31 protein-coding genes are annotated in these 21780 nt (G+C 67.8%); 2 read left to right on the forward strand and 29 right to left on the reverse strand.

The genetic code is table 11. The features are described from left to right. Positions 1-80: 80 nt before the first annotated feature. Positions 81-854, reverse strand: a complete 774-nt coding sequence (locus ACZ58N_RS06830; RefSeq protein ID WP_471156414.1) for a hypothetical protein — start codon at positions 852-854, stop codon at positions 81-83. 311 nt (positions 855-1165) lie between these two features. Here ACZ58N_RS06830 and coaA point away from each other — a divergent pair, with 311 nt between their 5' ends. Together coaA and ACZ58N_RS06840 are read left to right on the forward strand one after the other, a co-directional pair. Further along, positions 1166-2185 carry a type I pantothenate kinase gene (gene coaA, locus ACZ58N_RS06835; protein WP_471156416.1) on the forward strand — a complete coding sequence of 340 codons (1020 nt, stop codon included), beginning with the start codon at positions 1166-1168 and terminating at the stop codon, positions 2183-2185. A 44-nt stretch (positions 2186-2229) separates the two neighbouring features. Continuing rightward, positions 2230-3198 carry a DUF389 domain-containing protein gene (locus tag ACZ58N_RS06840; RefSeq protein ID WP_471156418.1) on the forward strand — a complete coding sequence of 323 codons (969 nt, stop codon included), beginning with the start codon at positions 2230-2232 and terminating at the stop codon, positions 3196-3198. 55 nt (positions 3199-3253) lie between these two features. On the opposite strand, the gene glmM is transcribed toward ACZ58N_RS06840, so the two are convergent. The 28 genes from glmM to rplP form a co-directional block, all read right to left on the reverse strand. Then, positions 3254-4612, reverse strand: coding sequence for a phosphoglucosamine mutase (gene glmM / locus ACZ58N_RS06845; RefSeq protein WP_471156419.1), 1359 nt, complete (start codon positions 4610-4612; stop codon positions 3254-3256). Positions 4613-4747: 135 nt separating this feature from the next. Next, entirely contained in the window at positions 4748-5263 is a 516-nt protein-coding gene (gene rpsI / locus ACZ58N_RS06850; RefSeq protein WP_281204242.1) for a 30S ribosomal protein S9, read from the reverse strand. A 42-nt stretch (positions 5264-5305) separates the two neighbouring features. Then, a complete protein-coding gene (rplM, locus tag ACZ58N_RS06855; RefSeq protein WP_471156423.1) occupies positions 5306-5749 on the reverse strand; it encodes a 50S ribosomal protein L13 in 444 nt (147 codons plus the stop codon). Between the two features lie 232 nt (positions 5750-5981). Further along, positions 5982-7259, reverse strand: a complete 1278-nt coding sequence (locus ACZ58N_RS06860; RefSeq protein WP_471156424.1) for a glycosyltransferase family 87 protein — start codon at positions 7257-7259, stop codon at positions 5982-5984. A 108-nt stretch (positions 7260-7367) separates the two neighbouring features. Beyond that, positions 7368-8996, reverse strand: coding sequence for an ABC-F family ATP-binding cassette domain-containing protein (locus ACZ58N_RS06865; protein WP_471156427.1), 1629 nt, complete (start codon positions 8994-8996; stop codon positions 7368-7370). Positions 8997-9039: 43 nt separating this feature from the next. After that, a complete protein-coding gene (truA, locus tag ACZ58N_RS06870) occupies positions 9040-9891 on the reverse strand; it encodes a tRNA pseudouridine(38-40) synthase TruA (RefSeq protein WP_471156430.1) in 852 nt (283 codons plus the stop codon). 129 nt (positions 9892-10020) lie between these two features. Beyond that, a complete protein-coding gene (rplQ, locus tag ACZ58N_RS06875) occupies positions 10021-10485 on the reverse strand; it encodes a 50S ribosomal protein L17 (protein ID WP_281204238.1) in 465 nt (154 codons plus the stop codon). 97 nt (positions 10486-10582) lie between these two features. Next, on the reverse strand, positions 10583-11605 hold the full coding sequence (locus ACZ58N_RS06880; RefSeq protein ID WP_008739666.1) for a DNA-directed RNA polymerase subunit alpha: 1023 nt from the start codon (positions 11603-11605) through the stop codon (positions 10583-10585). A 150-nt stretch (positions 11606-11755) separates the two neighbouring features. Beyond that, on the reverse strand, positions 11756-12160 hold the full coding sequence (gene rpsK, locus ACZ58N_RS06885; protein WP_003956432.1) for a 30S ribosomal protein S11: 405 nt from the start codon (positions 12158-12160) through the stop codon (positions 11756-11758). A gap of 54 nt (positions 12161-12214) precedes the next feature. Further along, a complete protein-coding gene (gene rpsM / locus ACZ58N_RS06890; protein ID WP_150518306.1) occupies positions 12215-12595 on the reverse strand; it encodes a 30S ribosomal protein S13 in 381 nt (126 codons plus the stop codon). A gap of 199 nt (positions 12596-12794) precedes the next feature. Further along, positions 12795-12908, reverse strand: a complete 114-nt coding sequence (gene rpmJ, locus ACZ58N_RS06895) for a 50S ribosomal protein L36 (protein WP_003956441.1) — start codon at positions 12906-12908, stop codon at positions 12795-12797. A gap of 74 nt (positions 12909-12982) precedes the next feature. Beyond that, positions 12983-13204, reverse strand: a complete 222-nt coding sequence (gene infA / locus ACZ58N_RS06900) for a translation initiation factor IF-1 (RefSeq protein WP_003956442.1) — start codon at positions 13202-13204, stop codon at positions 12983-12985. Between the two features lie 158 nt (positions 13205-13362). Next, positions 13363-14214: a type I methionyl aminopeptidase gene (gene map / locus ACZ58N_RS06905; RefSeq protein WP_471156433.1), complete on the reverse strand. Its 852-nt coding sequence runs from the start codon at positions 14212-14214 to the stop codon at positions 13363-13365. A 96-nt stretch (positions 14215-14310) separates the two neighbouring features. After that, positions 14311-14958, reverse strand: coding sequence for an adenylate kinase (locus ACZ58N_RS06910; RefSeq protein WP_389704582.1), 648 nt, complete (start codon positions 14956-14958; stop codon positions 14311-14313). Next, complete coding sequence (gene secY, locus ACZ58N_RS06915; RefSeq protein WP_281204235.1) at positions 14958-16274, reverse strand: preprotein translocase subunit SecY; 1317 nt, start codon at positions 16272-16274, stop codon at positions 14958-14960. The genes ACZ58N_RS06910 and secY overlap by 1 nt, the downstream gene beginning before the upstream one ends. Positions 16275-16461: 187 nt before the next feature. After that, positions 16462-16917 carry a 50S ribosomal protein L15 gene (rplO, locus tag ACZ58N_RS06920; protein ID WP_008739693.1) on the reverse strand — a complete coding sequence of 152 codons (456 nt, stop codon included), beginning with the start codon at positions 16915-16917 and terminating at the stop codon, positions 16462-16464. A gap of 1 nt (position 16918) precedes the next feature. Further along, positions 16919-17101: a 50S ribosomal protein L30 gene (gene rpmD, locus ACZ58N_RS06925; protein ID WP_053682614.1), complete on the reverse strand. Its 183-nt coding sequence runs from the start codon at positions 17099-17101 to the stop codon at positions 16919-16921. Beyond that, entirely contained in the window at positions 17101-17703 is a 603-nt protein-coding gene (gene rpsE / locus ACZ58N_RS06930; RefSeq protein ID WP_073912880.1) for a 30S ribosomal protein S5, read from the reverse strand. Before rpsE ends, rpmD begins: the two co-directional genes overlap by 1 nt. Positions 17704-17748: 45 nt before the next feature. Continuing rightward, on the reverse strand, positions 17749-18132 hold the full coding sequence (gene rplR, locus ACZ58N_RS06935; RefSeq protein ID WP_008739696.1) for a 50S ribosomal protein L18: 384 nt from the start codon (positions 18130-18132) through the stop codon (positions 17749-17751). 2 nt (positions 18133-18134) lie between these two features. Further along, positions 18135-18674: a 50S ribosomal protein L6 gene (gene rplF, locus ACZ58N_RS06940; RefSeq protein WP_281204234.1), complete on the reverse strand. Its 540-nt coding sequence runs from the start codon at positions 18672-18674 to the stop codon at positions 18135-18137. A 20-nt stretch (positions 18675-18694) separates the two neighbouring features. Next, complete coding sequence (gene rpsH / locus ACZ58N_RS06945) at positions 18695-19093, reverse strand: 30S ribosomal protein S8 (protein WP_007265911.1); 399 nt, start codon at positions 19091-19093, stop codon at positions 18695-18697. 223 nt (positions 19094-19316) lie between these two features. After that, positions 19317-19502: a type Z 30S ribosomal protein S14 gene (locus ACZ58N_RS06950; protein WP_003956452.1), complete on the reverse strand. Its 186-nt coding sequence runs from the start codon at positions 19500-19502 to the stop codon at positions 19317-19319. A 5-nt stretch (positions 19503-19507) separates the two neighbouring features. Then, entirely contained in the window at positions 19508-20059 is a 552-nt protein-coding gene (rplE, locus tag ACZ58N_RS06955; RefSeq protein WP_030008469.1) for a 50S ribosomal protein L5, read from the reverse strand. Next, positions 20059-20370, reverse strand: coding sequence for a 50S ribosomal protein L24 (rplX, locus tag ACZ58N_RS06960; protein ID WP_030008468.1), 312 nt, complete (start codon positions 20368-20370; stop codon positions 20059-20061). The genes rplE and rplX overlap by 1 nt, the downstream gene beginning before the upstream one ends. A 2-nt stretch (positions 20371-20372) precedes the next feature. Continuing rightward, the gene (rplN, locus tag ACZ58N_RS06965; RefSeq protein ID WP_053682618.1) at positions 20373-20741 is read right to left on the reverse strand and encodes a 50S ribosomal protein L14; all 369 of its coding nucleotides are present in this window, start codon (positions 20739-20741) and stop codon (positions 20373-20375) included. 109 nt (positions 20742-20850) lie between these two features. After that, positions 20851-21135, reverse strand: coding sequence for a 30S ribosomal protein S17 (rpsQ, locus tag ACZ58N_RS06970; protein ID WP_008739702.1), 285 nt, complete (start codon positions 21133-21135; stop codon positions 20851-20853). Continuing rightward, positions 21135-21359: a 50S ribosomal protein L29 gene (gene rpmC / locus ACZ58N_RS06975; RefSeq protein ID WP_008739703.1), complete on the reverse strand. Its 225-nt coding sequence runs from the start codon at positions 21357-21359 to the stop codon at positions 21135-21137. Before rpmC ends, rpsQ begins: the two co-directional genes overlap by 1 nt. After that, the gene (gene rplP / locus ACZ58N_RS06980; protein ID WP_030026326.1) at positions 21359-21778 is read right to left on the reverse strand and encodes a 50S ribosomal protein L16; all 420 of its coding nucleotides are present in this window, start codon (positions 21776-21778) and stop codon (positions 21359-21361) included. The genes rpmC and rplP overlap by 1 nt, the downstream gene beginning before the upstream one ends. Positions 21779-21780 lie beyond the last annotated feature (2 nt).

Consider the following 21780-nt stretch of genomic DNA (forward strand, 5'->3'; position numbering starts at 1 on the left):
GAAAACCCCGCTCCGGGAAATCCGCCGGAACGGGGTCGACGACCTGTTCGAACACGTGCGCCCCATCGGGCGCACGCGGCTCAGCCCAGCTTCTTGACCTGCGCGTCGACGACGGTCTTCGGCTGCTCGGCCTTCACGCCCCACGAGTAGAAGGCGGCCAGCGTGTTGCCCTTGCGCACCACCACGAAGTGGGTGGCGGACTTGTCGCCGTCCTCCAGGTCCATGGGCGCGGTCCAGGACACGGCCTCGTCCCCACCGGTGACGGCGGCGCCCGGGGTGACGGCGCCGAACTTCACCTTCTCGCCGTCCGAGGTGAGGGTGAAGCCGGCTGCGCAGGCGGTGGCCGCGGTCTTCACGGCGGCGAGGGCCTCCTCGGCGCCCTTGCCGTCGTACGAGGTGACGGTGACCAGGGTCTGGGACCCACCGATCGCCTTCAGCGTGGCCTCGACCTTCTCCTCGGTGGTGGCGTTCGCCGGCAGTTCCTTGGGCTTGTCCTTGGAGCCGGTGCGGCCGAGGCCGGTGGCCGCACCGGGCTTCTGCGACGCCATGATCTGGACGAGCGGCTTGCAGGCGGCGTTCTCGGCCTCGGCCGGCATGGCGACGACCTTGGCGGCGCTCTCGGCCGAGACGACCTGGTCCGCGAGGTCGGCCTGGGTGACGACCAGCGCCGCCACCTCCGCGTCCGTCTTCCCCTTGGCGCCCGGCGCCGCCGAGGACGCAGCGCCACTTGCGGCGGCCGACGGCTTGGCGTCCGTCCCGGCGTCGGAGTCACCCGAACCGCAGGCGGTGACCAGCAGGCCCAGGGACACCGCGGAAGCGGTCAGGACGGTACGACGGACGAGTGCGGTACGCACGATGGATCTCCCCCATGAGTCACGACGAGCGGCAGGGCAGCCCGAGCGGCGCCCCGCTCGACGGGGCGCGCATCGAAGGCCGCGATGACGATCAATGTACGGCCGCCGATCGATCGGACGATCGGGATCACCGACCGCCCCGACAATCGTGATGCTGACGAGACGTCCCGGGATTCCGATCGATACCTGCTCGCGCACAACCCTGCGCACTTGTACCGAAACCATGTCTGACCTGCCCCGATCCGTCCCGGACCGGGCGACGTGACCGACCCCACCACCCACGGACGGCCCCGAGCCCCGACAATGGCCGTGTGATCACATCGCCGACGCGTGGCACGCCGGACCGCGCAACGGAGCGCACCGGCCCCCGCCGGGCCCCCGACGCCTCCCCGTACGTCGACCTCACCCGGGCGGAGTGGAGCGCGCTGCGCGAGCGCACCCCACTGCCCCTCACCGCGGACGAGGTGGAGCAGCTGCGCGGTCTGGGGGACGTCATCGACCTCGACGAGGTGCGGGACGTCTACCTGCCGCTGTCCCGGCTCCTGAACCTGTACGTCGGGGCGACCAGCAACCTGCGCGGCACCCTGAACACCTTCCTCGGTGACGCGGGCAACGGGCACGGCGCCCAGCAGGGCACCCCGTTCGTCATAGGCGTCGCCGGTTCGGTCGCCGTGGGCAAGTCCACCGTGGCCCGTCTGCTCCAGGCGCTGCTGGCCCGCTGGCCGGAGCACCCGCGGGTGGAGCTGGTCACCACGGACGGCTTCCTGTACCCGATGAAGGAGCTCCAGCGGCGCGGGCTGACCTCCCGCAAGGGCTTCCCGGAGTCCTACGACCGGCGCGCGCTGACCCGTTTCGTCGCCGACATCAAGGCCGGCAAGGACGAGGTGACGGCGCCCGTCTACTCCCACCTGATCTACGACATCGTCCCGGACGAGCGGCTCGTGGTGCGGCGCCCGGACATCCTCATCGTCGAGGGCCTCAACGTCCTCCAGCCGGCGCTGCCCGGCAAGGACGGCCGGACCCGCGTCGGGCTCGCCGACTACTTCGACTTCAGCGTGTACGTCGACGCCCGCCCGGAGGACATCGAGCGCTGGTACCTGGGCCGGTTCCGCAAGCTGCGCGCGACGGCGTTCCAGAACCCGTTCTCGTACTTCCGCAAGTACACGCAGGTCTCCGAGGAGGAGGCGCTGGAGTACGCGCAGACGATGTGGCGGACCGTCAACAAGCCGAACCTGATGGAGAACGTGGCCCCCACCCGCGGTCGCGCCACCCTCGTGGTGCGCAAGGGTCCGGACCACAAGGTGCAGAAGCTGAGCCTGCGCAAGCTGTAGCGGCGCGACGCCCGCGTCGGGACCGCTTCGCTAGGGTGCGGGGCATGTTGCACCTGCGGATGATCACCCCGCCGGACCGGACGGACGCGGCGGTGGCGATCGTCGAGAAGACGGTCGGAACCACCCATCTGGTCGTGCTGAAGGGCGCGGCCCGGATCCCGCCCGGCGACCTCGTGCTGTGCGACGTCGCCCGCGAGGCCGGTGACGAGCTGCTCCAGGAGCTCCAGGGGCTGGGCGTCGACGCGGACGGTTCGATCGCCGTGGAGCACATCGACCTGTCGCTGTCGCGGCGGGCCGACGCGGCCGAGGAGGAGGCTCCCGGAGAGGCCGCCGACGCCGTGCTGTGGAAGCAGCTGACGGAGGCCACCCACGAGGAGTCGACGCTCAGCATCACCTACTGCGCGTTCATGATCCTGGCGACGATGATCGCGGCCTGCGGCGTCGTCCTCGACAACGCGGTCCTGATCGTGGGCGCCATGGCGGTCGGCCCGGAGTTCGGGCCGCTCGCCGGGGTGTGCGTCGGGATCGTACGGCGCGAGCCCCGGTCGGCGCTGCGGTCCCTGTCCGCGCTGTTGATCGGCTTCGCGGCGGCGATGGCCGCCACCACCCTGTTCACCCTGGGCATGGACGCGATCGGCCAGTTCGAGCCGGGGATGCTGGACCGGCCCCGCCCCAACACCGGGTTCATCTGGCAGCCCGACCCGTTCTCCTTCGTGGTCTCGCTGCTGGCGGGCGTCGCCGGGGTGCTGTCCCTGACCTCCGCGAAGTCGGGGGCGCTGGTCGGCGTGGCCATCTCGGTGACGACCGTCCCGGCCGCCGCGAACGCGGCCGTGGCCCTCGCCTACGCCGAGTTCGCCCAGATGTGGGGCTCGGTGGAACAGCTCCTGCTGAACCTGGCCGGGATCATGCTGGCGGGCGTCCTGACCCTGTACGGGCAGAAGGCGCTGTGGCGGACCCAGCGGGGACGCTGGACCCGCCGGCCCAAGGGCGGGGCCGGCGCCCCGGTCAGCTGACGCGACCGGGCCGGCCCGACGTACGGACCGGCCCGGTCGTGCGGGGAGGGAGCGGCTAGCCGAGCGCCGATTTCACGACGTCCGCGAGCCGACCGGCGACGGCGCGGGCCTGCTCGATGTCGGCGGCCTCCACCATCACCCGTACGAGCGGCTCCGTGCCGGACGGACGGAGCAGCACCCGGCCGGTCGTACCGAGCTCGCGCTCGGCCTCGGTGACCGCCGCGGCCAGTTCGCCCGAGGTCGTCACCCGGGACTTGTCCACGTCGGGCACGTTGATCAGGATCTGCGGCAGCCGCGTCATCACGCCGGCCAGCTCGGCCAGGGACCGGCCGGTGGCCGCGATCCGCGCCGCGAGCAGCAGGCCCGTCAGGGTGCCGTCGCCCGTCGTCGCGTGGTCGAGGATGATCACGTGGCCGGACTGCTCGCCGCCCAGCGCGTAGCCGTGTTCCTTCATCGACTCCAGCACGTAGCGGTCGCCGACCCCGGTCTGCACGACCTGGATGCCCTCGGCCTCCATCGCCAGTTTGAAGCCCAGGTTCGACATGACGGTGCCGACCACGGTGTTCCCGCGCAGCTGGCCCGCCTCGCGCATGGCGAGGGCGAGCACCGCGAGGATCTGGTCGCCGTCGACCTCCGCGCCCGTGTGGTCCACGGCCAGGCAGCGGTCGGCGTCGCCGTCGTGGGCGACGCCGAAGTCGGCGCCGTGCTCCACGACGGCCTGCTTCAGCAGGTCGAGGTGGGTGGATCCGCAGCCGTCGTTGATGTTCAGCCCGTCGGGCTCGGCGCCGATGGTGACGATCTCCGCGCCGGCGCGGGCGAAGGCCTCCGGGGACACGTACGCCGCCGCGCCGTGCGCCTCGTCGAGGACGACCTTGAGGCCTTCGAGACGGTTGGGCAGGACGCCGATCAGGTGGGCGACGTACTTGTCGAAGCCCTCCGTGTAGTCGGAGACCCGGCCGACGCCGGAGCCGGTGGGCCGGTCCCAGGGCGCGCCCGTGCGGTGCTCCTCGTAGACCGACTCGATCCGGTCCTCCAGGTCGTCGGCGAGCTTGTGCCCACCGCGCGCGAAGAACTTGATGCCGTTGTCGGGCATGGCGTTGTGGCTGGCGGAGAGCATCACGCCGAGGTCGGCGCCCAGCGCACCGGTGAGATACGCCACCGCCGGGGTGGGCAGCACACCGACGCGCAGGACGTCCACGCCGGCGCTCGCGAGGCCCGCGACGACCGCGGCCTCCAGGAACTCGCCCGACGCACGCGGGTCGCGGCCCACGACCGCGGTGGCCCGGTGGCCCGCGAAGGTGCCCGCCTCGGCCAGTACGTGCGCCGCCGCCACGGAGAGGCCGAGCGCGAGCTCGGCCGTCAGATCCGCGTTGGCGACGCCTCGTACACCGTCCGTCCCGAAGAGTCGTCCCACTGTTGTCCTCCCGAGTTCACGCATCGCTTGTGACCACTTGTGACATCTATTTGCCGCTTATGGCGGTAAACGAACCGCCCCGGCAGCACAGAGAGTGCTGCCGGGGCGGTTTCGTTGCAGAACAGCAGGCGCAGATTAACGCTTGCTGTACTGCGGAGCCTTGCGGGCCTTCTTGAGACCGGCCTTCTTGCGCTCGACCGCACGGTCGTCGCGGGAAAGGAAGCCGGCCTTCTTCAGCGCCGGGCGGTTGTTGTCCACGTCCGCCTCGTTCAGCGCACGGGCGACACCGAGGCGCAGGGCACCGGCCTGGCCGGAGACGCCGCCACCCGAGATGCGGGCGATGACGTCGTAACGGCCGTCGAGCTCCAGGAGCTTGAAGGGCTCGTTGACTTCCTGCTGGTGCACCTTGTTGGGGAAGTAGTCCTCAAGGGTGCGACCGTTGATCTTCCACTTGCCGGTGCCCGGAACGATCCGGACGCGGGCGATGGCGTTCTTGCGACGGCCCAGGCCGGCGGCCGGCTGGGGGTCACCGAAGCGACCGGCAAGCGACTCGGAGGTGTAGTCGCCCTCGGCGACAACCTCGGACTCGGTGGTGTACTCCTCGACGCCCTCGAACTCTTCGACGGGGGTCTCGGCGGTGGTCTCGGCCACGATGCTCCTCAGAATTTTCTTGCGTCTAGGGGGTGGCCGGAACTACTGCGCGACCTGGGTGATCTCGAACGGCACCGGCTGCTGGGCAGCGTGAGGGTGCTGGTCGCCCGAGTAGACCTTCAGCTTCGAGAGCATCTGACGGCCCAGGGTGTTCTTGGGGAGCATGCCCTTGATGGCCTTCTCGACGGCCTTCTCCGGGTTGTTCGCCAGGAGGTCGTCGTAGCGCACCGAACGCAGACCGCCCGGGAAGCCCGAGTGGCGGTAGGCCATCTTCTGGGTCGCCTTGTTGCCGGACAGGTGAACCTTGTCGGCGTTGACGATGATGACGAAGTCGCCCATGTCCATGTGGGGGGCGTAGGTCGGCTTGTGCTTGCCCTTCAGGAGGGCAGCGGCCTGGGTCGCCAGACGGCCGAGGACAACGTCCTGGGCGTCGATGACGAGCCACTGGCGCGAAATGTCGCCGGGCTTGGGGCTGAACGTACGCACGCGTATGCCTTCGCTTCTTCAGTGGTGGTATCCCAAGGGCGCAAGCCCCACGGGAAGGTCCTGACAGGGTCACCACGGACGATCACGACAGCCCTCGTTCGCATCGGGGACGCAACCCGTGCGCGAACTGCTGGTCATCGGTCCGGTGGACCGGCGCAAGGCCTTTCACGTGAGAATGAGAAAGCCAATACGCATAACAAACCAGCAGGATACCCAGCAGACCCGAGAGGGGTCAAAACGCGGTCCGCGATGCCGATTCTGCTGGCGTCGCGGCGCACTCCGGTTCGGTCCTGGGTGGGGACCCCGCAGTTGTTACAGGGACCAGGGTAACCCGACCCGGGCGCAGCGCACGACGCGCCAGCAGGAACGCGAGCCCGCACAGGGTCACCGCGTCCCGGAACGCCCGCCGCTTGCGCTCCACCTCGGAGGGCCACGGGATGCCCGCCGTCTGCGGCACCAGGGCCACCCAGAACCAAGGGGTGCGCGGCATCGAGCCCTCCCGCACCCCCGACGCCAGCAGCAGCGGCAGCACCACGAGCAGGTAGTGGTCGAAGGACGGACGCGACACCAGGAATGCGGCGAGCATCACCATGCAGGCCGTCTCCACCAGCCGCATCTCCCCCGCGTCCGTGTCGGTCGCGCGCCACCGCGTCCACGCCGCCCACAGCCCGGCCCCGGCCCCCGCGAAGGCCAGCAGAACCGCCACCGGGACCGGGACCCCCAGCCTCGGCAGCACCGCGATCGGCGAGGCGTCCCACGGCAGGGCGTAGGAGTCCTGCCCCTGGAAGAGGAAGGGCAGCGTCTTGGTGAAGAACAGCGTCGGGCTGGGCATCATCAGCGCCCCGACCAGGGACATCCCCACCGGCACCAGGACCGCCGCGGCCAGCCCCCGCCACTGCCGGGCCAGGACGAAGAGCAGCCCGATCGGCACCAGCATGGGCTTGCAGGCGATCGCCAGCCCCACCACCAGCCCGGCCGCGCCCCACGAACGCCGGTGCGCCAGCAGCAGGGCCACCGGCAGGGCCGCCGCCGAGATCGCCGTCCAGTTGCCGATCAGCACGAGGTTCGCGTACGGCTTGTGGGCCAGCGCCAACAGACCGAGGCCGCCCACCGCGAAGCGGGAGCACAGCGGCACCGAGAACAGCCTCAGCGCCGCCCACCACCCCACCCCGACCAGCCCCGAGACGCCCACCGGCAGCAGCCATCGCAGCACCCCGGTCGGCACCAGCGCCTCCGGCACCGCCATGATCACCGCGCTGGGCAGGTAGAGGAAGCGTTTGTCCTCGTACGGGGAGATCCCCGCCATCAGGGCGTCGGCGGCCTTGACGACGAAGGCGTTGTCCGACCCCCAGTTGGAGCGCAGGCTCGACGACACGGCGACGGTCAGGAGCACCACCAGGGAGGCGACCCGCAGGGACCGCGGCGCCGGCCTCAGCAGCCAGGCGGTCAGCCGGTCCCCCGACTGCGGCCGGTCCCACTTCACGAGCCAGGTGCTAGGCCGCAGCCCCACGACGCCTCCCCCTCGACCGGCGCGGAGGGTGGTCGACCCCCCGGCGCACGCACTCAACCCGACGTTCGTCCCGGACGGGACACCGTCCGTCGAACGCGCGGGTGCCCCTCAGCGCTTGCGCTCAACCCGACGTTCGTCCCAGACGGGTTCCTGAGTCTCCCTCACAACACCGTCCGAACCGAAGACCAGATAGCGGTCAAATGTGCGCGCGAACCAGCGGTCGTGCGTGACGCACAACACAGTTCCGTCGTAGGACTCCAGACCGTCCTGCAACGCCTCCGCGGACTCCAGGTCGAGGTTGTCCGTCGGCTCGTCCAGGAGCAGCGCCGTGGTTCCGGCCAGTTCCAGCAGCAGGATCTGGAAACGCGCCTGCTGGCCGCCCGAGAGCTTCTCGAAGGGCTGGTCGCCCTGGCGCTCCAGCTCGTAGCGGCGCAGGGCGCCCATCGCCTGGCCGAGCGGCTTGGCCGCCTCCGTCCACAGGATGTCGACGAGCGTGCGCCCGAACAGCTCCGGGTGCGCGTGGGTCTGCGCGAAGTGCCCCGGCACCACTCGGGCGCCCAGCTTCCACGTACCGGTGTGCTTGACGTCCTCGCCCGCCATCAGCCGCAGGAAGTGCGACTTCCCGGAGCCGTTCGAGCCGAGGACCGCGACCCGCTCCCCGTAGAACACCTCCAGCGAGAAGGGCTTCATCAGCCCGGTGAGCTCCAGGTTCTCCACGGTCAGCGCGCGCACGCCGGTGCGACCGCCCTTGAGGCGCATCCGGATGTCCTGCTCCCGCGGCGGCTCCGGCGGCGGCCCTGCCTCCTCGAACTTCTGGAAGCGGGTCTGCATCGCCCGGTACCGCGAGGCCATGTCCGGGCTGCTCGCCGCCTGGTTGCGCAGCCGCAGCACCAGGGCCTTCAGCCGGGCGTGCTCCTCGTCCCAGCGCCGCTTGAGCTCCTCGAAGCGGGCGAAGCGTTCCTTGCGGGCGTCGTGGTACGTGCCGAAGCCCGCGCCGTGCACCCACACGTCGGAGCCGGTCGGGCTCGCCTCCAGGCTGATGATCTTCTCCGCGGCCTGCGTCAGCAGCTCCCGGTCGTGCGAGACGAAGAGCACGGTCTTGCGGGTGGCCCTCAGCTGCTCCTCCAGCCACCGCTTGCCCGGGACGTCCAGGTAGTTGTCCGGCTCGTCGAGCAGCAGGACCTCGTCGGGTCCGCGCAGCAGCGCCTCCAGGACGAGCCGCTTCTGCTCACCGCCCGACAGCGTGCGCACCTCGCGGTACTGGGCGCTGTCGTACGGGATGGCCAGCGCGGCCATCGTGCAGACGTCCCACAGGGTCTCCGCCTCGTAGCCCTGGACGTCGGCCCAGTCGCTGAGGGCCTGCGCGTAGGCCATCTGCGCGGCCTCGTCGTCGACGGTGAGGATCAGGTGCTCGGCCCGGTCGACGGCCTTGGCCGCCTCCCGGATCCGCGGCTGGGACACCGAGACCAGCAGGTCACGTACGGTCGTCTCGTCCCGGACCGAGCCCACGAACTGCGACATCACGCCGAGCCCGCCGCTGATGGCGACGCCACCGCCGTGCGGCTGGAGCTCGCCGGAGATCAGCTTGAGCAGGGTGGTCTTGCCGGCGCCGTTCGCCCCCACCAGGGCGACCACCGAGCCCTCCCCCACGCGGAAGGAGACGTCGGGGAGCAGGACCCGCCCGTCGGGAAGGTAGTACTCCAGGTGGTTGGCTTCGAGATGTCCCATGCCGGGCATTGTCCCGGTCCCCCCGCGATCCGCCCAAACGCATAAGCGGATCTCAGCAGCAACCGGCTCCCGGCAGGGTCCGCAGGTTGCGGGCTTCCTTGCTGCGGGCGGCCAGCAGTTCGTCGGCGGGGTAGCCGACCTCCTCCAGGGTGAGCCCGTGCGGCTTCACCACGTGGACCGAGGAGTCCCGTACGCCGGCGGCCAGCACCTCGCCGGGCCAGGTGACCGGCCGATGTCCGTCGCCGACGTGCAGCAGGGCGCCGACCAGCGAGCGGACCATGTTGTGGCAGAAGGCGTCGGCGCGGACGGTCGCGGTGACGACGCCGTCGTCGGCCCGCTCCCAGCCGAGCTGCTGGAGCGTACGGATCGTCGTGGCGCCCTCGCGCTTCTTGCAGTACGCGGCGAAGTCGTGCTCGCCGAGCAGCGCGGCGGCGGCCTCGTTCATGGCGTCGACGTCCAGCGGCCACTGGTGCCACAGCACGTGTCCGCGGCGCAACGGGTCCACGCCGGCCCGGTGGTCGCCGACGCGGTAGGCGTAGCGGCGCCAGATGGCCGAGAACCGGGCGTTGAAGCCCTCGGGGGCCTCGGCGGCACGCCAGACCCGTACGTCCTGTGGCAGGCGTCCCGCGAGGCGGCGCAGCAGCTTGTCGTGGTGCTCGGCCCACACCTCCTCGGCGAGGTCGAACTGGGCGACCTGCCCGCGGGCGTGGACGCCGGCGTCCGTACGGCCGGCGACGGTCAGCTCGACGGGGTCCGGCAGCCGCATCACGGTCTGCAGGGCGGACTCCAGCTCGCCCTGCACGGTCCGCAGCACGCGCTGCTTCGCCCAGCCGGAGAAGTCCTTGCCGTCGTACGACAGGTCCAGCCGCACCCGGACGTGCCCGGGCTCCACCTCGTCACTCACGTGACCGATCCTCTCAGGGGTTCCAGGGCTGTGCTCCCGGGTCGTGTTCCCGGGAAAACGCGGGAACGGGCCCGCCCCGGGAAGGGGGCGGGCCCGTTCAGAGCCGTTCGGCGTGATCCCGGAAGGGGATCAGGCCTCCTTGGTCTCCTCGGCGGCGGGAGCCTCGGTGGCCTCCGCCTCCTTCACGGCGCGCTTGGTGGCGGCCTCGGCCTCACCGGTGGCCTGCTGGGCGACCGTCAGGGCCTCGACCAGCTCGATGACCGCCATCGGGGCGTTGTCGCCACGACGGTTGCCGATCTTGGTGATGCGCGTGTAACCACCGGGGCGGTTCTCGTAGCGCGGGGCGATCTCGGTGAACAGCGTGTGCACGATGCTCTTGTCCGTGATCGTCTGCAGCACCAGGCGACGGTTGTGGATGTCGCCCTTCTTGGCCTTGGTGACCAGACGCTCGGCGTAGGGACGCAGGCGACGGGCCTTGGCCTCGGTGGTGGTGATGCGGCCGTGCTCGAAGAGCGACTTCGCGAGGTTCGCGAGGAGGTGCTTCTCGTGCGCGGCGCTGCCGCCCAGACGGGCACCCTTTGCGGGACGCGGCATGGTGTTACTCCTTCATATCTGCACCGGCCGTGTCAGGTACCGGTGTCAGTTCCCCCGAGGCGGACGCCGCGGGAAAGTCTGTTCTGCGAGCCGAGGCTCAGTACTGCTCGGTCTCGACGAAACCGGCGTCCGCGTCGTCGTCGGCGCCGAAGGCGTCGGCGGCGGCGGTCGGGTCGAATCCGGGCGGGCTGTCCTTGAGGGCCAGGCCCATGCCGGCGAGCTTCGCCTTGACCTCGTCGATCGACTTCGCACCGAAGTTGCGGATGTCGAGCAGGTCGGCCTCGGAACGCGCCACGAGCTCACCCACGGAGTGGATGCCCTCGCGCTTGAGGCAGTTGTACGAGCGGACCGTGAGCTCCAGCTCCTCGATCGGCAGCGCCAGATCGGCGGCCAGGGCCGCGTCCGTCGGCGAGGGGCCCATGTCGATGCCCTCGGCGTCGATGTTGAGCTCGCGCGCCAGACCGAACAGCTCGACCAGGGTCTTACCGGCGGACGCCATGGCGTCGCGCGGGCGCATGGCCTGCTTCGTCTCGACGTCGACGATCAGCTTGTCGAAGTCGGTGCGCTGCTCGACTCGGGTCGCCTCGACCTTGTAGGTGACCTTGAGGACCGGGCTGTAGATGGAGTCGATCGGGATGCGACCGATCTCCTGGCCCAGCTGCTTGTTCTGGACGGCGGAGACGTAGCCGCGACCGCGCTCGACGGTCAGCTCCATCTCCAGCTTGCCCTTGCCGTTGAGCGTGGCGAGGACGAGGTCCGGGTTGTGCACCTCGACACCGGCCGGGGGCGCGATGTCGGCAGCGGTGACCAGGCCGGGACCCTGCTTGCGCAGGTACATCACGACCGGCTCGTCGTGCTCCGAGGAGACGACCAGCTGCTTGATGTTGAGGATGATGTCGGTGACGTCTTCCTTGACACCGGGCACGGTGGTGAACTCGTGCAGCACGCCGTCCACGCGGATGCTGGTGACGGCGGCACCCGGGATCGAGGAGAGCAGGGTGCGGCGCAGGGAGTTGCCGAGGGTGTAGCCGAAGCCCGGCTCCAGCGGCTCGATCACGAACCGCGAGCGGTACTCGTCGACGACCTCTTCGGTCAGCGAAGGACGCTGAGCGATAAGCATGTCTGTGTTCCTTCAGTCGTGGACGCCCACTATTTGACGCCCGACGGTGTGCAGCATGGCGCTGCGGACTACAAGGGTACGGGCGGTACGTCCCCCGCGAGGGGTTCGTACCGCCCGAACACTCAAAGACGCACAAGTGCGTCCGCTGCGTCAGACGCGGCGGCGCTTCGGCGGACGGCAGCCGTTGTGCGGGGTGGGGGTGACGTCCTGGATCGAGCCGACCTCAAGGCCGGTGGCCTGGAGGGAGCGGATCGCGGTCTCACGGCCGGAGCCGGGACCCTTGACGAAGACGTCGACCTTGCGCATGCCGTGCTCCTGCGCGCGGCGGGCGGCCGACTCGGCGGCCATCTGCGCGGCGAAGGGGGTGGACTTGCGCGAGCCCTTGAAGCCGACGTGGCCGGCGGAGGCCCAGGAGATCACGTTGCCCGAGGGGTCCGTGATCGAGACGATCGTGTTGTTGAACGTGCTCTTGATGTGGGCGTGCCCGTGAGCGACGTTCTTCTTTTCCTTGCGGCGCACCTTCTTGGCAGCGCCCTGACGACCCTTGGGGGGCATCTAAATCTCCTACGGGAGGTGGTCGGTCCTACAGCGCAAGACCGCTGAACAGGACTACTTCTTGCCCGGCTTCTTCTTACCGGCGATCGCGCGACGCGGACCCTTGCGGGTACGGGCGTTCGTGCTGGTGCGCTGACCGTGCACCGGGAGGCCACGACGGTGGCGAATACCCTGGTAGCACTGGATCTCGACCTTGCGGCGGATGTCGGCCTGGATCTCGCGGCGGAGGTCACCCTCGGTGCGGAGGTTGGCGTCCACGTACTCGCGGATCTTGACCAGGTCCTCTTCGGCCAGGTCACGAACGCGGGTGTTCGGGTTCACACCGGTGGCCGCAAGGATTTCCTTGGACCGGGTGCGACCGACACCGAAGACGTAGGTGAGTGCGATCTCCACGCGCTTTTCGCGCGGGATGTCAACACCGGAAACGCGTGCCATTCAATGGCTCCTGTGTGTTCGGGGGTCTTCAGCAGAATCAACCCCGACCGCCGACCACACCTGATGGGTGGTGGTACGTCCGGGTCCCCGGCCCCCGCCGGAGGTGCCGCCGGCTCCTGTCGGAGCTGGGCGGATTCTGCGTATGTACGTTTTCTTACGTCGCGCGAAGAACTGCGGAAGGCAGGTCGGTCGGCGTGCGTCAGCCCTGGCGCTGCTTGTGGCGCAGGTTGTCGCAGATGACCATGACCCGACCGTGACGGCGGATCACCTTGCACTTGTCGCAGATCTTCTTGACGCTCGGCTTGACCTTCATGTGGGTGAGGTTCTCCGGGTCAGTGCCACCACCCGCGCCGGACGTGAGTGCCCGGTCGGGAGTGAGGACAAGATCTACTTGTATCGGTAGACGATCCGGCCACGCGTCAGGTCGTACGGGGAGAGCTCCACGACGACCCGGTCATCAGGGAGGATGCGGATGTAGTGCATGCGCATCTTGCCGCTGATGTGCGCGAGGACCTTGTGACCGTTCTGGAGTTCCACCTTGAACATCGCGTTCGGGAGGGACTCGATCACGGTGCCCTCGATTTCGATGGCACCTTGCTTCTTGGCCACGCTTCGCCTTTCGAATCGGCTACCTTGATCGGCTTGCGCACTCGCGATGTTTGCGGATGTTGCTTGCAGACATGGAAGTGCACGAGAGCCGACGAGTCAGTCTACGTCAGGGCACCCAGAAAGACGAATCCGGAAAGTTTGCCCCAGAGTCTAGATCATTAACCGAGGGGGTCCGGCGCCGTGGTGACGCCGTACTCCGCCAGCTTCGCCTTGCCGCAGTCGGGGCTGGTCAGGACGATCGGCCCCGCCTCGGTCAGCGCGATGGAGTGCTCCCAGTGCGAGGACCAGGTGCCGTCCGTCGTGATGACCGTCCAGTCGTCCGCGAGTACCTCCGTCTGGGCAGTGCCCAGGGAGACCATCGGCTCGATCGCCAGGCACAGGCCCGGGACGAGCTTGATGCCCTTGCCCCGCTTGCGCGAGACGTAGTTCAGCAGGTGCGGGTCCATGTGCATCTCGGACCCGATGCCGTGGCCGCCGTAGTCCTCGATGATCCCGAACTTGCCGAGGCTGTGCTCACCGGTCGTGGGACGCGGCTGGCGCTTGATGTACGTCTCGATCGCCTTCGAGATGTCCACCAGCCGGTTGCCGAGCCGCATCGCCGCGATGCCCGCCCACATCGACTCCTCGGTGACCCGGGACAGCTCGATCAGCTCCGGGGCGTGACCGGTGCCCACGAAGGCCGTGTAGGCGGCGTCGCCGTGCCAGCCGTCGATGATGGCACCCGCGTCGATGGAGATGATGTCCCCGTCCTTGAGGACCGTCTTGTCGTCCGGGATGCCGTGGACGACGACCTCGTTGACCGAGGTGCAGATCGTCGCGGGGAAGCCGCCGTAGCCGAGGAAGTTCGACTTGGCGCCGGCGTCCGCGATGACCTTGCGGGCCACCATGTCCAGATCCCTCGTCGTGGAGCCCGGCACCGCGGCCTCACGTGTCGCCGCGTGGATCGCGGCGACGACCAGCCCTGCCTCGCGCATCTTCGCGATCTGCTCGGGGGTCTTGATCTGAACCATGAACGGGCCTTCCACCTTCGAAACCGGGTCTTCTCAACAGTACGGCCGCGATGCCCCAAGGACACCGCGGCCGTACCCGCACGACGAACAGCAGGACTACTTCTTCAGGGCTTCCATCGCACGCTTCGTGACGTCGGCGACCTCACCGAGGGCCGGGATCGTCACCAGCAGGCCCTGGGCCTTGTAGTAGTCGATGATCGGCTCGGTCTGCGTGTGGTAGACCTCCAGCCGGTTGCGGACCGTGGCCTCGGAGTCGTCCTCACGCTGGTACAGCTCGCCACCGCAGGTGTCGCAGACACCCTCGGTCTTCGGCGCCGCGTACGTGACGTGGAAGACGTGCGCGGACTCCTTGCGGCAGATGCGCCGACCGGCGATCCGCTTCACGACCTCGTCCTCCTCGACCTCCAGGTCGAGGACGGCGTCCAGCTTCATGCCCTCGGACTGCAGCATGACGTCGAGCGCCTCGGCCTGCGAGACGTTGCGCGGGAATCCGTCGAGCAGGAAGCCGTTCACGGCGTCCGGCTGCTCCATGCGGTCCTTGGCCATACCGATGGTGATCTCGTCGGGGACGAGGTCACCGGCGTCCATGAACGCCTTCGCACGCCGGCCGAGCTCCGTGCCCTGGCTGATGTTGGCCCGGAACAGGTCACCCGTGGAGATGTGCGGGATGGACAGGTTCTTGGCAAGGAACGCGGCCTGCGTACCCTTGCCTGCACCGGGCGGTCCGACGAGGACGATTCGCATCAGCGGAGGAACCCTTCGTAATTGCGCTGCTGGAGCTGGCTCTCGATCTGCTTCACGGTTTCCAGACCCACACCCACGATGATCAGGATGCTCGTCCCGCCGAACGGGAAGTTCTGGTTCGCCCCGAAGCCCGCCAACGCCATTGTCGGCACAAGAGCGATCAGACCCAGGTACAGCGAGCCGGGCCAGGTGATCCGGTTGAGTACGTAGCTCAGGTACTCGGCGGTCGGTCGGCCGGCGCGGATGCCCGGGATGAAGCCACCATACTTCTTCATGTTGTCGGCAACTTCCTCGGGGTTGAACGAGATCGCCACGTAGAAGAACGCGAAGAAGACGATCAGGAGGAAGTAGACGGCGATGTAGTACGGGTGGTCGCCCTTGACGAAGTGCTTCTGGATCCAGTTGGCCCAGCCCGCGGTCGAACCGCTGAACTGCACCACCAGGGCCGGGATGTACAGCAGCGACGAGGCGAAGATGACGGGGATGATGCCCGCCTGGTTCACCTTGAGCGGGATGTAGGTCGAGGTACCGCCGTAGGCACGGCGGCCGATCATGCGCTTCGCGTACTGAACCGGAATGCGGCGCTGCGCCTGCTCGACGAAGACGACCAGGCCGACCATCGCGAGACCGACCAACATGACCACGCCGAATTCGACCCAGCCTCCAGCGATCTTGCCCTGGAGCTTGATCGTCCAGAGGGAACCGACGAACCCGGCGGCGATCGAGATGAACATCAGGATCGACATGCCGTTGCCGATGCCGCGGTCGGTGATGAGCTCACCGAGCCACATGACGACACACGTACCGGCGGTCATGGTGAGCACCATGACGACGGTCGTGAAGATCGAACGGTTGGGAACGATCTGCGAGGCGACCGAGCAGTTCCCGAAGAGGGCTCCGGTGCGGGCGGTGGCGACGAGACCGGTGCCCTGAAGGATCGCGAGCGCGACCGTCAAATAGCGCGTGTACTGAGTGATCTTCGCCGTGCCGGACTGGCCCTCTTTCTTGAGGGTCTCCAGCTTCGGGATGACCACGGTCAGCAGCTGCAGGATGATGCTCGCCGTGATGTAGGGCATGATGCCGAGCGCGAAGATCGTGATCTGCAGCAGCGCACCGCCACTGAACATGTTGACCAGACCGAAGAGGCTGTTGCTGCCATTCCCCATCTGGTCAAGACAGATCTGAACGTTCTTGTAGCTCACGCCGGGTACCGGGATGTGGGACCCGAGCCGATACAGCACGATGATGCCGAGCGTGAAGAGCAGCTTCTTGCGCAGGTCGGGCGTCTTGAACGCCCGGGCGAACGCGGTGAGCACGGTGCCTCCTGCGACCCCCGCGCTACTGCGTCAGAGGTGACGGTCTGAGGGATCGACGAATACGTACAAGCAAAGGTGCAGGCCACCTTACCGGCGACTGCGCCCCCCGTGGAACGACCAACCGGGGATGCCCCATATGTGAGGCATCCCCGGTCGGGTTTCTAGCTATTTGTCACTGAGTTTTGTCTTAGACGAGCTCGGTGACGGTGCCGCCGGCAGCGGCGATCTTCTCCTTGGCGGAGGCGGAGACGGCGTCAACCGAAACCTGCAGCGCCACGGAGAGCTCGCCCTGGCCCAGGACCTTGACGAGGCTGTTCTTGCGAACCGCGCCCTTGGCGACCAGGTCGGCCACCGTGACTTCTCCACCCTCGGGGTAGAGAGCGCCGAGCTTGTCCAGGTTCACGACCTGGAACTCGGTGCGGAACGGGTTCTTGAAGCCCTTGAGCTTCGGCAGACGCATGTGGAGGGGCATCTGCCCACCCTCGAAGCGCTGCGGGATCTGGTAACGGGCCTTCTGGCCCTTCGTACCACGACCGGCCGTCTTACCCTTCGACGCCTCACCACGACCGACACGGGTCTTCGCGGTCTTGGCGCCGGGGGCGGGACGGAGGTTGTGGGCCTTCAGCGGGCTGTTCTCAGCCATGTTAGTCAACCTCCTCAACCGTCACGAGGTGGCGGACGGTCTGCACCATTCCGCGGAACTCGGGGCGGTCCTCCTTGACGACCACGTCGTTCAGGCGCTTGAGCCCGAGCGAACGCAGAGTGTCGCGGTGGTTCTGCTTGCTGCCGATGTACGACTTCGTCTGCGTGATCTTGAGGCGAGCCATTACGCACCCGCCCCGGCACGTGCACGAAGCAGAGCCGCGGGGGCGACGTCCTCAAGGGGCAGACCGCGGCGAGCCGCGATCTCCTCGGGACGCTGCAGGCCCTTGAGGGCCGCCACGGTCGCGTGCACGATGTTGATCGCGTTCGAAGAGCCGAGCGACTTCGACAGGATGTCGTGAACGCCGGCGCACTCCAGAACGGCGCGCACCGGGCCACCGGCGATAACACCGGTACCGGGGGAAGCCGGCTTCAGGAGCACGACGCCCGCAGCACGCTCGCCCGTGATCGGGTGAGGAATGGTGCCCTGGATGCGCGGAACCTTGAAGAAGGACTTCTTGGCTTCCTCGACACCCTTGGCGATGGCCGCGGGAACTTCCTTGGCCTTGCCGTAACCGACACCTACAGTGCCGTCACCGTCGCCCACCACGACCAGCGCGGTGAAGCTGAAGCGGCGACCACCCTTGACAACCTTGGCGACGCGGTTGATCGCGACAACGCGCTCAACGTAAGCGGTCTTCTCGGCGGCAGGGCCACCGTCGCGACCCTTCCGGTCCCGCCGCTCGCCGCCACCGGCACCGCTTCCGCGGCGCTGGGGTCCAGCCATTGGATTACCTCTCTCTGTTACGTCCGTGAGTCCCGGAACCGGGGCTTAGAACTTCAGCCCGGCTTCGCGGGCGGCGTCAGCCAGAGCGGCAATGCGCCCGGCGTATCGGTTGCCACCGCGGTCGAAGACAACGGTCTCCACGCCGGCAGCCTTCGCACGCTCGGCCACGAGCGCGCCGACGGCCTGGGCCTGGGCGCTCTTGTCGCCTTCGCCACCGCGGATCGAGGTGTCCAGGGTCGACGCGGACGCCAGGGTGTGACCCTGGAGGTCGTCGATGACCTGAGCAACGATGTTGCGGTTGGAACGCGTCACGACGAGGCGCGGACGCTCCGCCGTACCCGACACGTTCTTGCGAATGCGGATGTGGCGGCGAGCCTTGGCAGCGCGCTTGTACGCGTCGCCCTTGGCGATCTTCACACCGTATGCCATGGCTACTTACCAGCCTTTCCGACCTTGCGGCGGATGACCTCGCCGGCGTACTTGACACCCTTGGCCTTGTACGGGTCGGGCTTCCGCAGCTTGCGGATGTTGGCGGCGACCTCGCCGACCTTCTGCTTGTCGATGCCCTCGACCGAGAACTTGGTGGGCGACTCGACCTTGAAGGAGATGCCCTCGGGCGCCTCGATCAGGATCGGGTGGCTGTAGCCAAGCTGGAACTCCAGGTTGGAGCCCTTCGCGGCGACGCGGTAACCGACACCGCTGATTTCGAGAGCCTTGACGTATCCCGTGGTCACGCCGGTGATCATGTTCGCCACCAGCGTGCGGGACAGGCCGTGCAGGGCCTTGTTCTGACGCTCGTCGTTCGGGCGGGTGACGTTCAGAACGCCGTCCTCACCCTTGACGATCTCGATCGGCGCCTTGACGGTGTGCGCGAGGGTGCCCTTGGGGCCCTTCACTGCGACCGTCTGGCCGTCGATGGTGACGTCCACACCGGCGGGAACCTGGATGGGGAGCTTGCCGATTCGCGACATTGCTTTTCCTCCGTTCCCGACTACCAGACGTAGGCGAGGACTTCCCCACCTACGCCCTTCTTGCCTGCCTGCTGGCCGGTGAGGAGACCGTGGGACGTGGAGATGATCGCCACGCCCAGGCCGCCGAGCACCTTGGGCAGGTTGGTGGACTTCGCGTACACGCGCAGACCGGGCTTCGAGATCCGCTTGATGCCCGCAATGGAGCGCTCGCGGTTCGGCCCGAACTTCAGCTCAAGGACGAGGTTCTTGCCGACCTCGGCGTCCTCGACCTTCCAGCCGGTGATGAAACCCTCCTGCTTGAGGATCTCTGCGATGTGCGACTTGATCTTGCTGTGCGGCATCACGACGGTGTCGTGGTACGCCGAGTTAGCGTTACGCAGACGCGTGAGCATGTCTGCGATCGGGTCAGTCATGGTCATGAAGTGGCCTTCGGCCTCTCTCGCCGGGGTTTCCTGTATGCGCCATCCCTCTCCCCACTCAGAGGCGGGACGGGTGCGGTGCGGGGACCTACGGCGTAGTAAGTCGTTATGGGCGGCGGACGCCCAACCACACAAGCCTAAGGCATGCGCGGCCGGGCATCCGCCGACCAGATGCTTACCGAGAGTGCCTGGTACTCCTCAAGTCCTTACGGACGAGAGGGAGTTACCAGGAGCTCTTGGTCACGCCCGGCAGCTCGCCACGGTGAGCCATCTCACGAAGGCACACGCGGCACAGGCCGAACTTGCGGTACACGGAGTGGGGGCGACCGCAGCGCTGGCAGCGGGTGTACGCACGCACACCGAACTTGGGCTTGCGGGCAGCCTTCGCGATGAGAGCCTTCTTCGCCATCTCGCTTACGCCTCCTTGAAGGGGAAGCCGAGGTGACGAAGGAGCGCGCGGCCCTCAGCGTCGTTGGTCGCCGTGGTGACCACGGTGATGTCCATACCCCGGGTACGGTCGATCTTGTCCTGGTCGATCTCGTGGAACATGACCTGCTCCGTGAGACCGAAGGTGTAGTTGCCACGGCCGTCGAACTGCTTCGGCGACAGACCACGGAAGTCACGGATACGCGGCAGCGCGAGCGACAGCGTACGGTCCAGGAACTCCCACATGCGGTCACCACGGAGGGTGACGTGGCAGCCGATCGGCTGACCCTCACGCAGCTTGAACTGCGCAATGGACTTCCGGGCCTTCGTGACGGCCGGCTTCTGACCGGTGATCGTCGTCAGGTCCTTGATGGCGCCGTCGATCAGCTTGGAGTCGCGGGCGGCGTCGCCCACACCCATGTTGACCACGATCTTCACGAGGCCGGGAATCTGCATGACGTTCTCGTAGGAGAACTCCTCACGCAGCTTGCCCGCGATGTCCTCGCGGTACTTCGTCTTGAGACGCGGAGTGGTAGCCATCAGATGTCCTCACCCGTCCGCTTGGCAACGCGGATCTTGTTGCCCTCGTCGTCGAAGCGGTAGCCGACGCGGGTGACGACCTTCTTGCCGTCCTTCTCCACAACCAGCTGAACGTTGCTCACGTGGACCGGGGCCTCGGTGATGACGATGCCGCCGGCCTGGTTCTGCGCAGCCTTGGTGTGCTTCTTGACCCGGTTGACACCCTCGACCAGGACGCGGTTGTCAGCGGGGAAGGCGACGATGACCTTGCCCTGCTTGCCCTTGTCCTTACCGGTGATGACCTGTACCAGGTCGCCCTTCTTGATCTTCATGCTTACAGCACCTCCGGCGCGAGCGAGATGATCTTCATGAACTTCTTCTCGCGCAGCTCACGACCCACCGGGCCGAAGATACGGGTGCCGCGAGGGTCGCCGTCGTTCTTCAGAATGACAGCGGCGTTCTCGTCGAAGCGGATGTACGAGCCGTCCTGGCGGCGGCGCTCCTTGACGGTGCGAACGATGACAGCCTTGACGACGTCACCCTTCTTCACGTTGCCGCCGGGGATCGCGTCCTTGACGGTGGCGACGATGACGTCACCGACGCCCGCGTAGCGGCGACCGGAGCCACCGAGAACACGGATGCAAAGGATCTCCTTGGCACCAGTGTTGTCGGCGACACGCAGTCGCGACTCCTGCTGGATCACGTGTATCTCCTGTTTGTCTGCCGGTTCCCGGCGGGGGCTTCACGCTCCGAAGAGCGCTCGCCCCCACCGAGCCTGGCGGAACGAATCCGGGGGAAACCCCCCGGACTGATTACTTGGCCTTTTCGAGGATCTCGACGATGCGCCAGCGCTTGCTCGCCGACAGCGGACGCGTCTCCATGATGAGGACGCGGTCGCCGACGCCGGCAGCGTTCTGCTCGTCGTGAGCCTTGAGCTTGTTCGTACGGCGGATGACCTTGCCGTACAGCGCGTGCTTGACGCGGTCCTCGACAGCGACGACGACGGTCTTGTCCATCTTGTCGCTGACGACCAGACCCTCACGGGTCTTGCGGAAACCGCGCTGCTCGGTGGTCTCAGTCACGTTCTTCTCGCTCATCAGGCGCTCTCCACCGTCTCGATACCGAGCTCACGCTCGTGCATCAGGGTGTAGATGCGAGCGATGTCCTTACGGACGGACTTGAGCCGGCCGTTGTTCTCCAGCTGACCCGTGGCCGCCTGGAAGCGGAGCTTGAACAGCTCCTCCTTGGCCTCGCGCAGCTTGCCAACGAGCTCCTCGTTGCCGAGCTCACGCAGCTCGGACGCCTTGGTTCCCGTCGCCATCACGACTCACCTGCCTCGCGCCGAACAATCCGGCACTTCATCGGAAGCTTGTGAGCAGCGCGGGTGAGCGCCTCACGAGCAATCTTCTCGTTCGGGTAGGACAGCTCGAACATGACCCGGCCCGGGTGCACGTTCGCGATCCACCACTCGGGAGAACCCTTACCGGAACCCATGCGGGTCTCGGCAGGCTTCTTGGTGAGCGGGCGGTCCGGGTAGATGTTGATCCAGACCTTGCCGCCACGCTTGATGTGGCGGGTCATCGCGATACGAGCCGCCTCGATCTGGCGGTTCGTCACGTACGCCGGGGTCAGCGCCTGGATGCCGTACTCGCCGAACGAGACCTCAGTACCGCCCTTGGCCATACCGCGGCGCTTCGGGTGGTGCTGCTTGCGGTGCTTGACCCTACGAGGGATCAGCATGT

The organism is Streptomyces sp. NPDC040432 (assembly GCF_055595445.1).

What these genes read in the sequence shown, in the direction of transcription:
- rpsQ (WP_008739702.1), bottom strand. Translation starts at nt 21,135, where the DNA reads ATGAGCGAGAAGAACGTGACTGAGACCACCGAGCAGCGCGGTTTCCGC.
- ACZ58N_RS06840 (WP_471156418.1), top strand. Translation starts at nt 2,230, where the DNA reads ATGTTGCACCTGCGGATGATCACCCCGCCGGACCGGACGGACGCGGCG.
- rplF (WP_281204234.1), bottom strand. Translation starts at nt 18,674, where the DNA reads ATGTCGCGAATCGGCAAGCTCCCCATCCAGGTTCCCGCCGGTGTGGAC.
- rplO (WP_008739693.1), bottom strand. Translation starts at nt 16,917, where the DNA reads ATGGCTGAGAACAGCCCGCTGAAGGCCCACAACCTCCGTCCCGCCCCC.
- rplP (WP_030026326.1), bottom strand. Translation starts at nt 21,778, where the DNA reads ATGCTGATCCCTCGTAGGGTCAAGCACCGCAAGCAGCACCACCCGAAG.
- ACZ58N_RS06880 (WP_008739666.1), bottom strand. Translation starts at nt 11,605, where the DNA reads ATGCTTATCGCTCAGCGTCCTTCGCTGACCGAAGAGGTCGTCGACGAG.
- ACZ58N_RS06950 (WP_003956452.1), bottom strand. Translation starts at nt 19,502, where the DNA reads ATGGCGAAGAAGGCTCTCATCGCGAAGGCTGCCCGCAAGCCCAAGTTC.
- rpsK (WP_003956432.1), bottom strand. Translation starts at nt 12,160, where the DNA reads ATGCCCCCCAAGGGTCGTCAGGGCGCTGCCAAGAAGGTGCGCCGCAAG.
- ACZ58N_RS06865 (WP_471156427.1), bottom strand. Translation starts at nt 8,996, where the DNA reads ATGCCCGGCATGGGACATCTCGAAGCCAACCACCTGGAGTACTACCTT.
- ACZ58N_RS06910 (WP_389704582.1), bottom strand. Translation starts at nt 14,958, where the DNA reads ATGCGAATCGTCCTCGTCGGACCGCCCGGTGCAGGCAAGGGTACGCAG.
- rplX (WP_030008468.1), bottom strand. Translation starts at nt 20,370, where the DNA reads ATGAAGATCAAGAAGGGCGACCTGGTACAGGTCATCACCGGTAAGGAC.
- rpsM (WP_150518306.1), bottom strand. Translation starts at nt 12,595, where the DNA reads ATGGCACGCGTTTCCGGTGTTGACATCCCGCGCGAAAAGCGCGTGGAG.
- rpmC (WP_008739703.1), bottom strand. Translation starts at nt 21,359, where the DNA reads ATGGCGACGGGAACCAAGGCGTCCGAGCTGCGTGAGCTCGGCAACGAG.
- rpsH (WP_007265911.1), bottom strand. Translation starts at nt 19,093, where the DNA reads ATGACCATGACTGACCCGATCGCAGACATGCTCACGCGTCTGCGTAAC.
- rplE (WP_030008469.1), bottom strand. Translation starts at nt 20,059, where the DNA reads ATGGCTACCACTCCGCGTCTCAAGACGAAGTACCGCGAGGACATCGCG.
- rpmD (WP_053682614.1), bottom strand. Translation starts at nt 17,101, where the DNA reads ATGGCTCGCCTCAAGATCACGCAGACGAAGTCGTACATCGGCAGCAAG.
- rpsE (WP_073912880.1), bottom strand. Translation starts at nt 17,703, where the DNA reads ATGGCTGGACCCCAGCGCCGCGGAAGCGGTGCCGGTGGCGGCGAGCGG.
- rpmJ (WP_003956441.1), bottom strand. Translation starts at nt 12,908, where the DNA reads ATGAAGGTCAAGCCGAGCGTCAAGAAGATCTGCGACAAGTGCAAGGTG.
- map (WP_471156433.1), bottom strand. Translation starts at nt 14,214, where the DNA reads ATGGTTCAGATCAAGACCCCCGAGCAGATCGCGAAGATGCGCGAGGCA.
- rplR (WP_008739696.1), bottom strand. Translation starts at nt 18,132, where the DNA reads ATGGCATACGGTGTGAAGATCGCCAAGGGCGACGCGTACAAGCGCGCT.
- rplQ (WP_281204238.1), bottom strand. Translation starts at nt 10,485, where the DNA reads ATGCCGCGTCCCGCAAAGGGTGCCCGTCTGGGCGGCAGCGCCGCGCAC.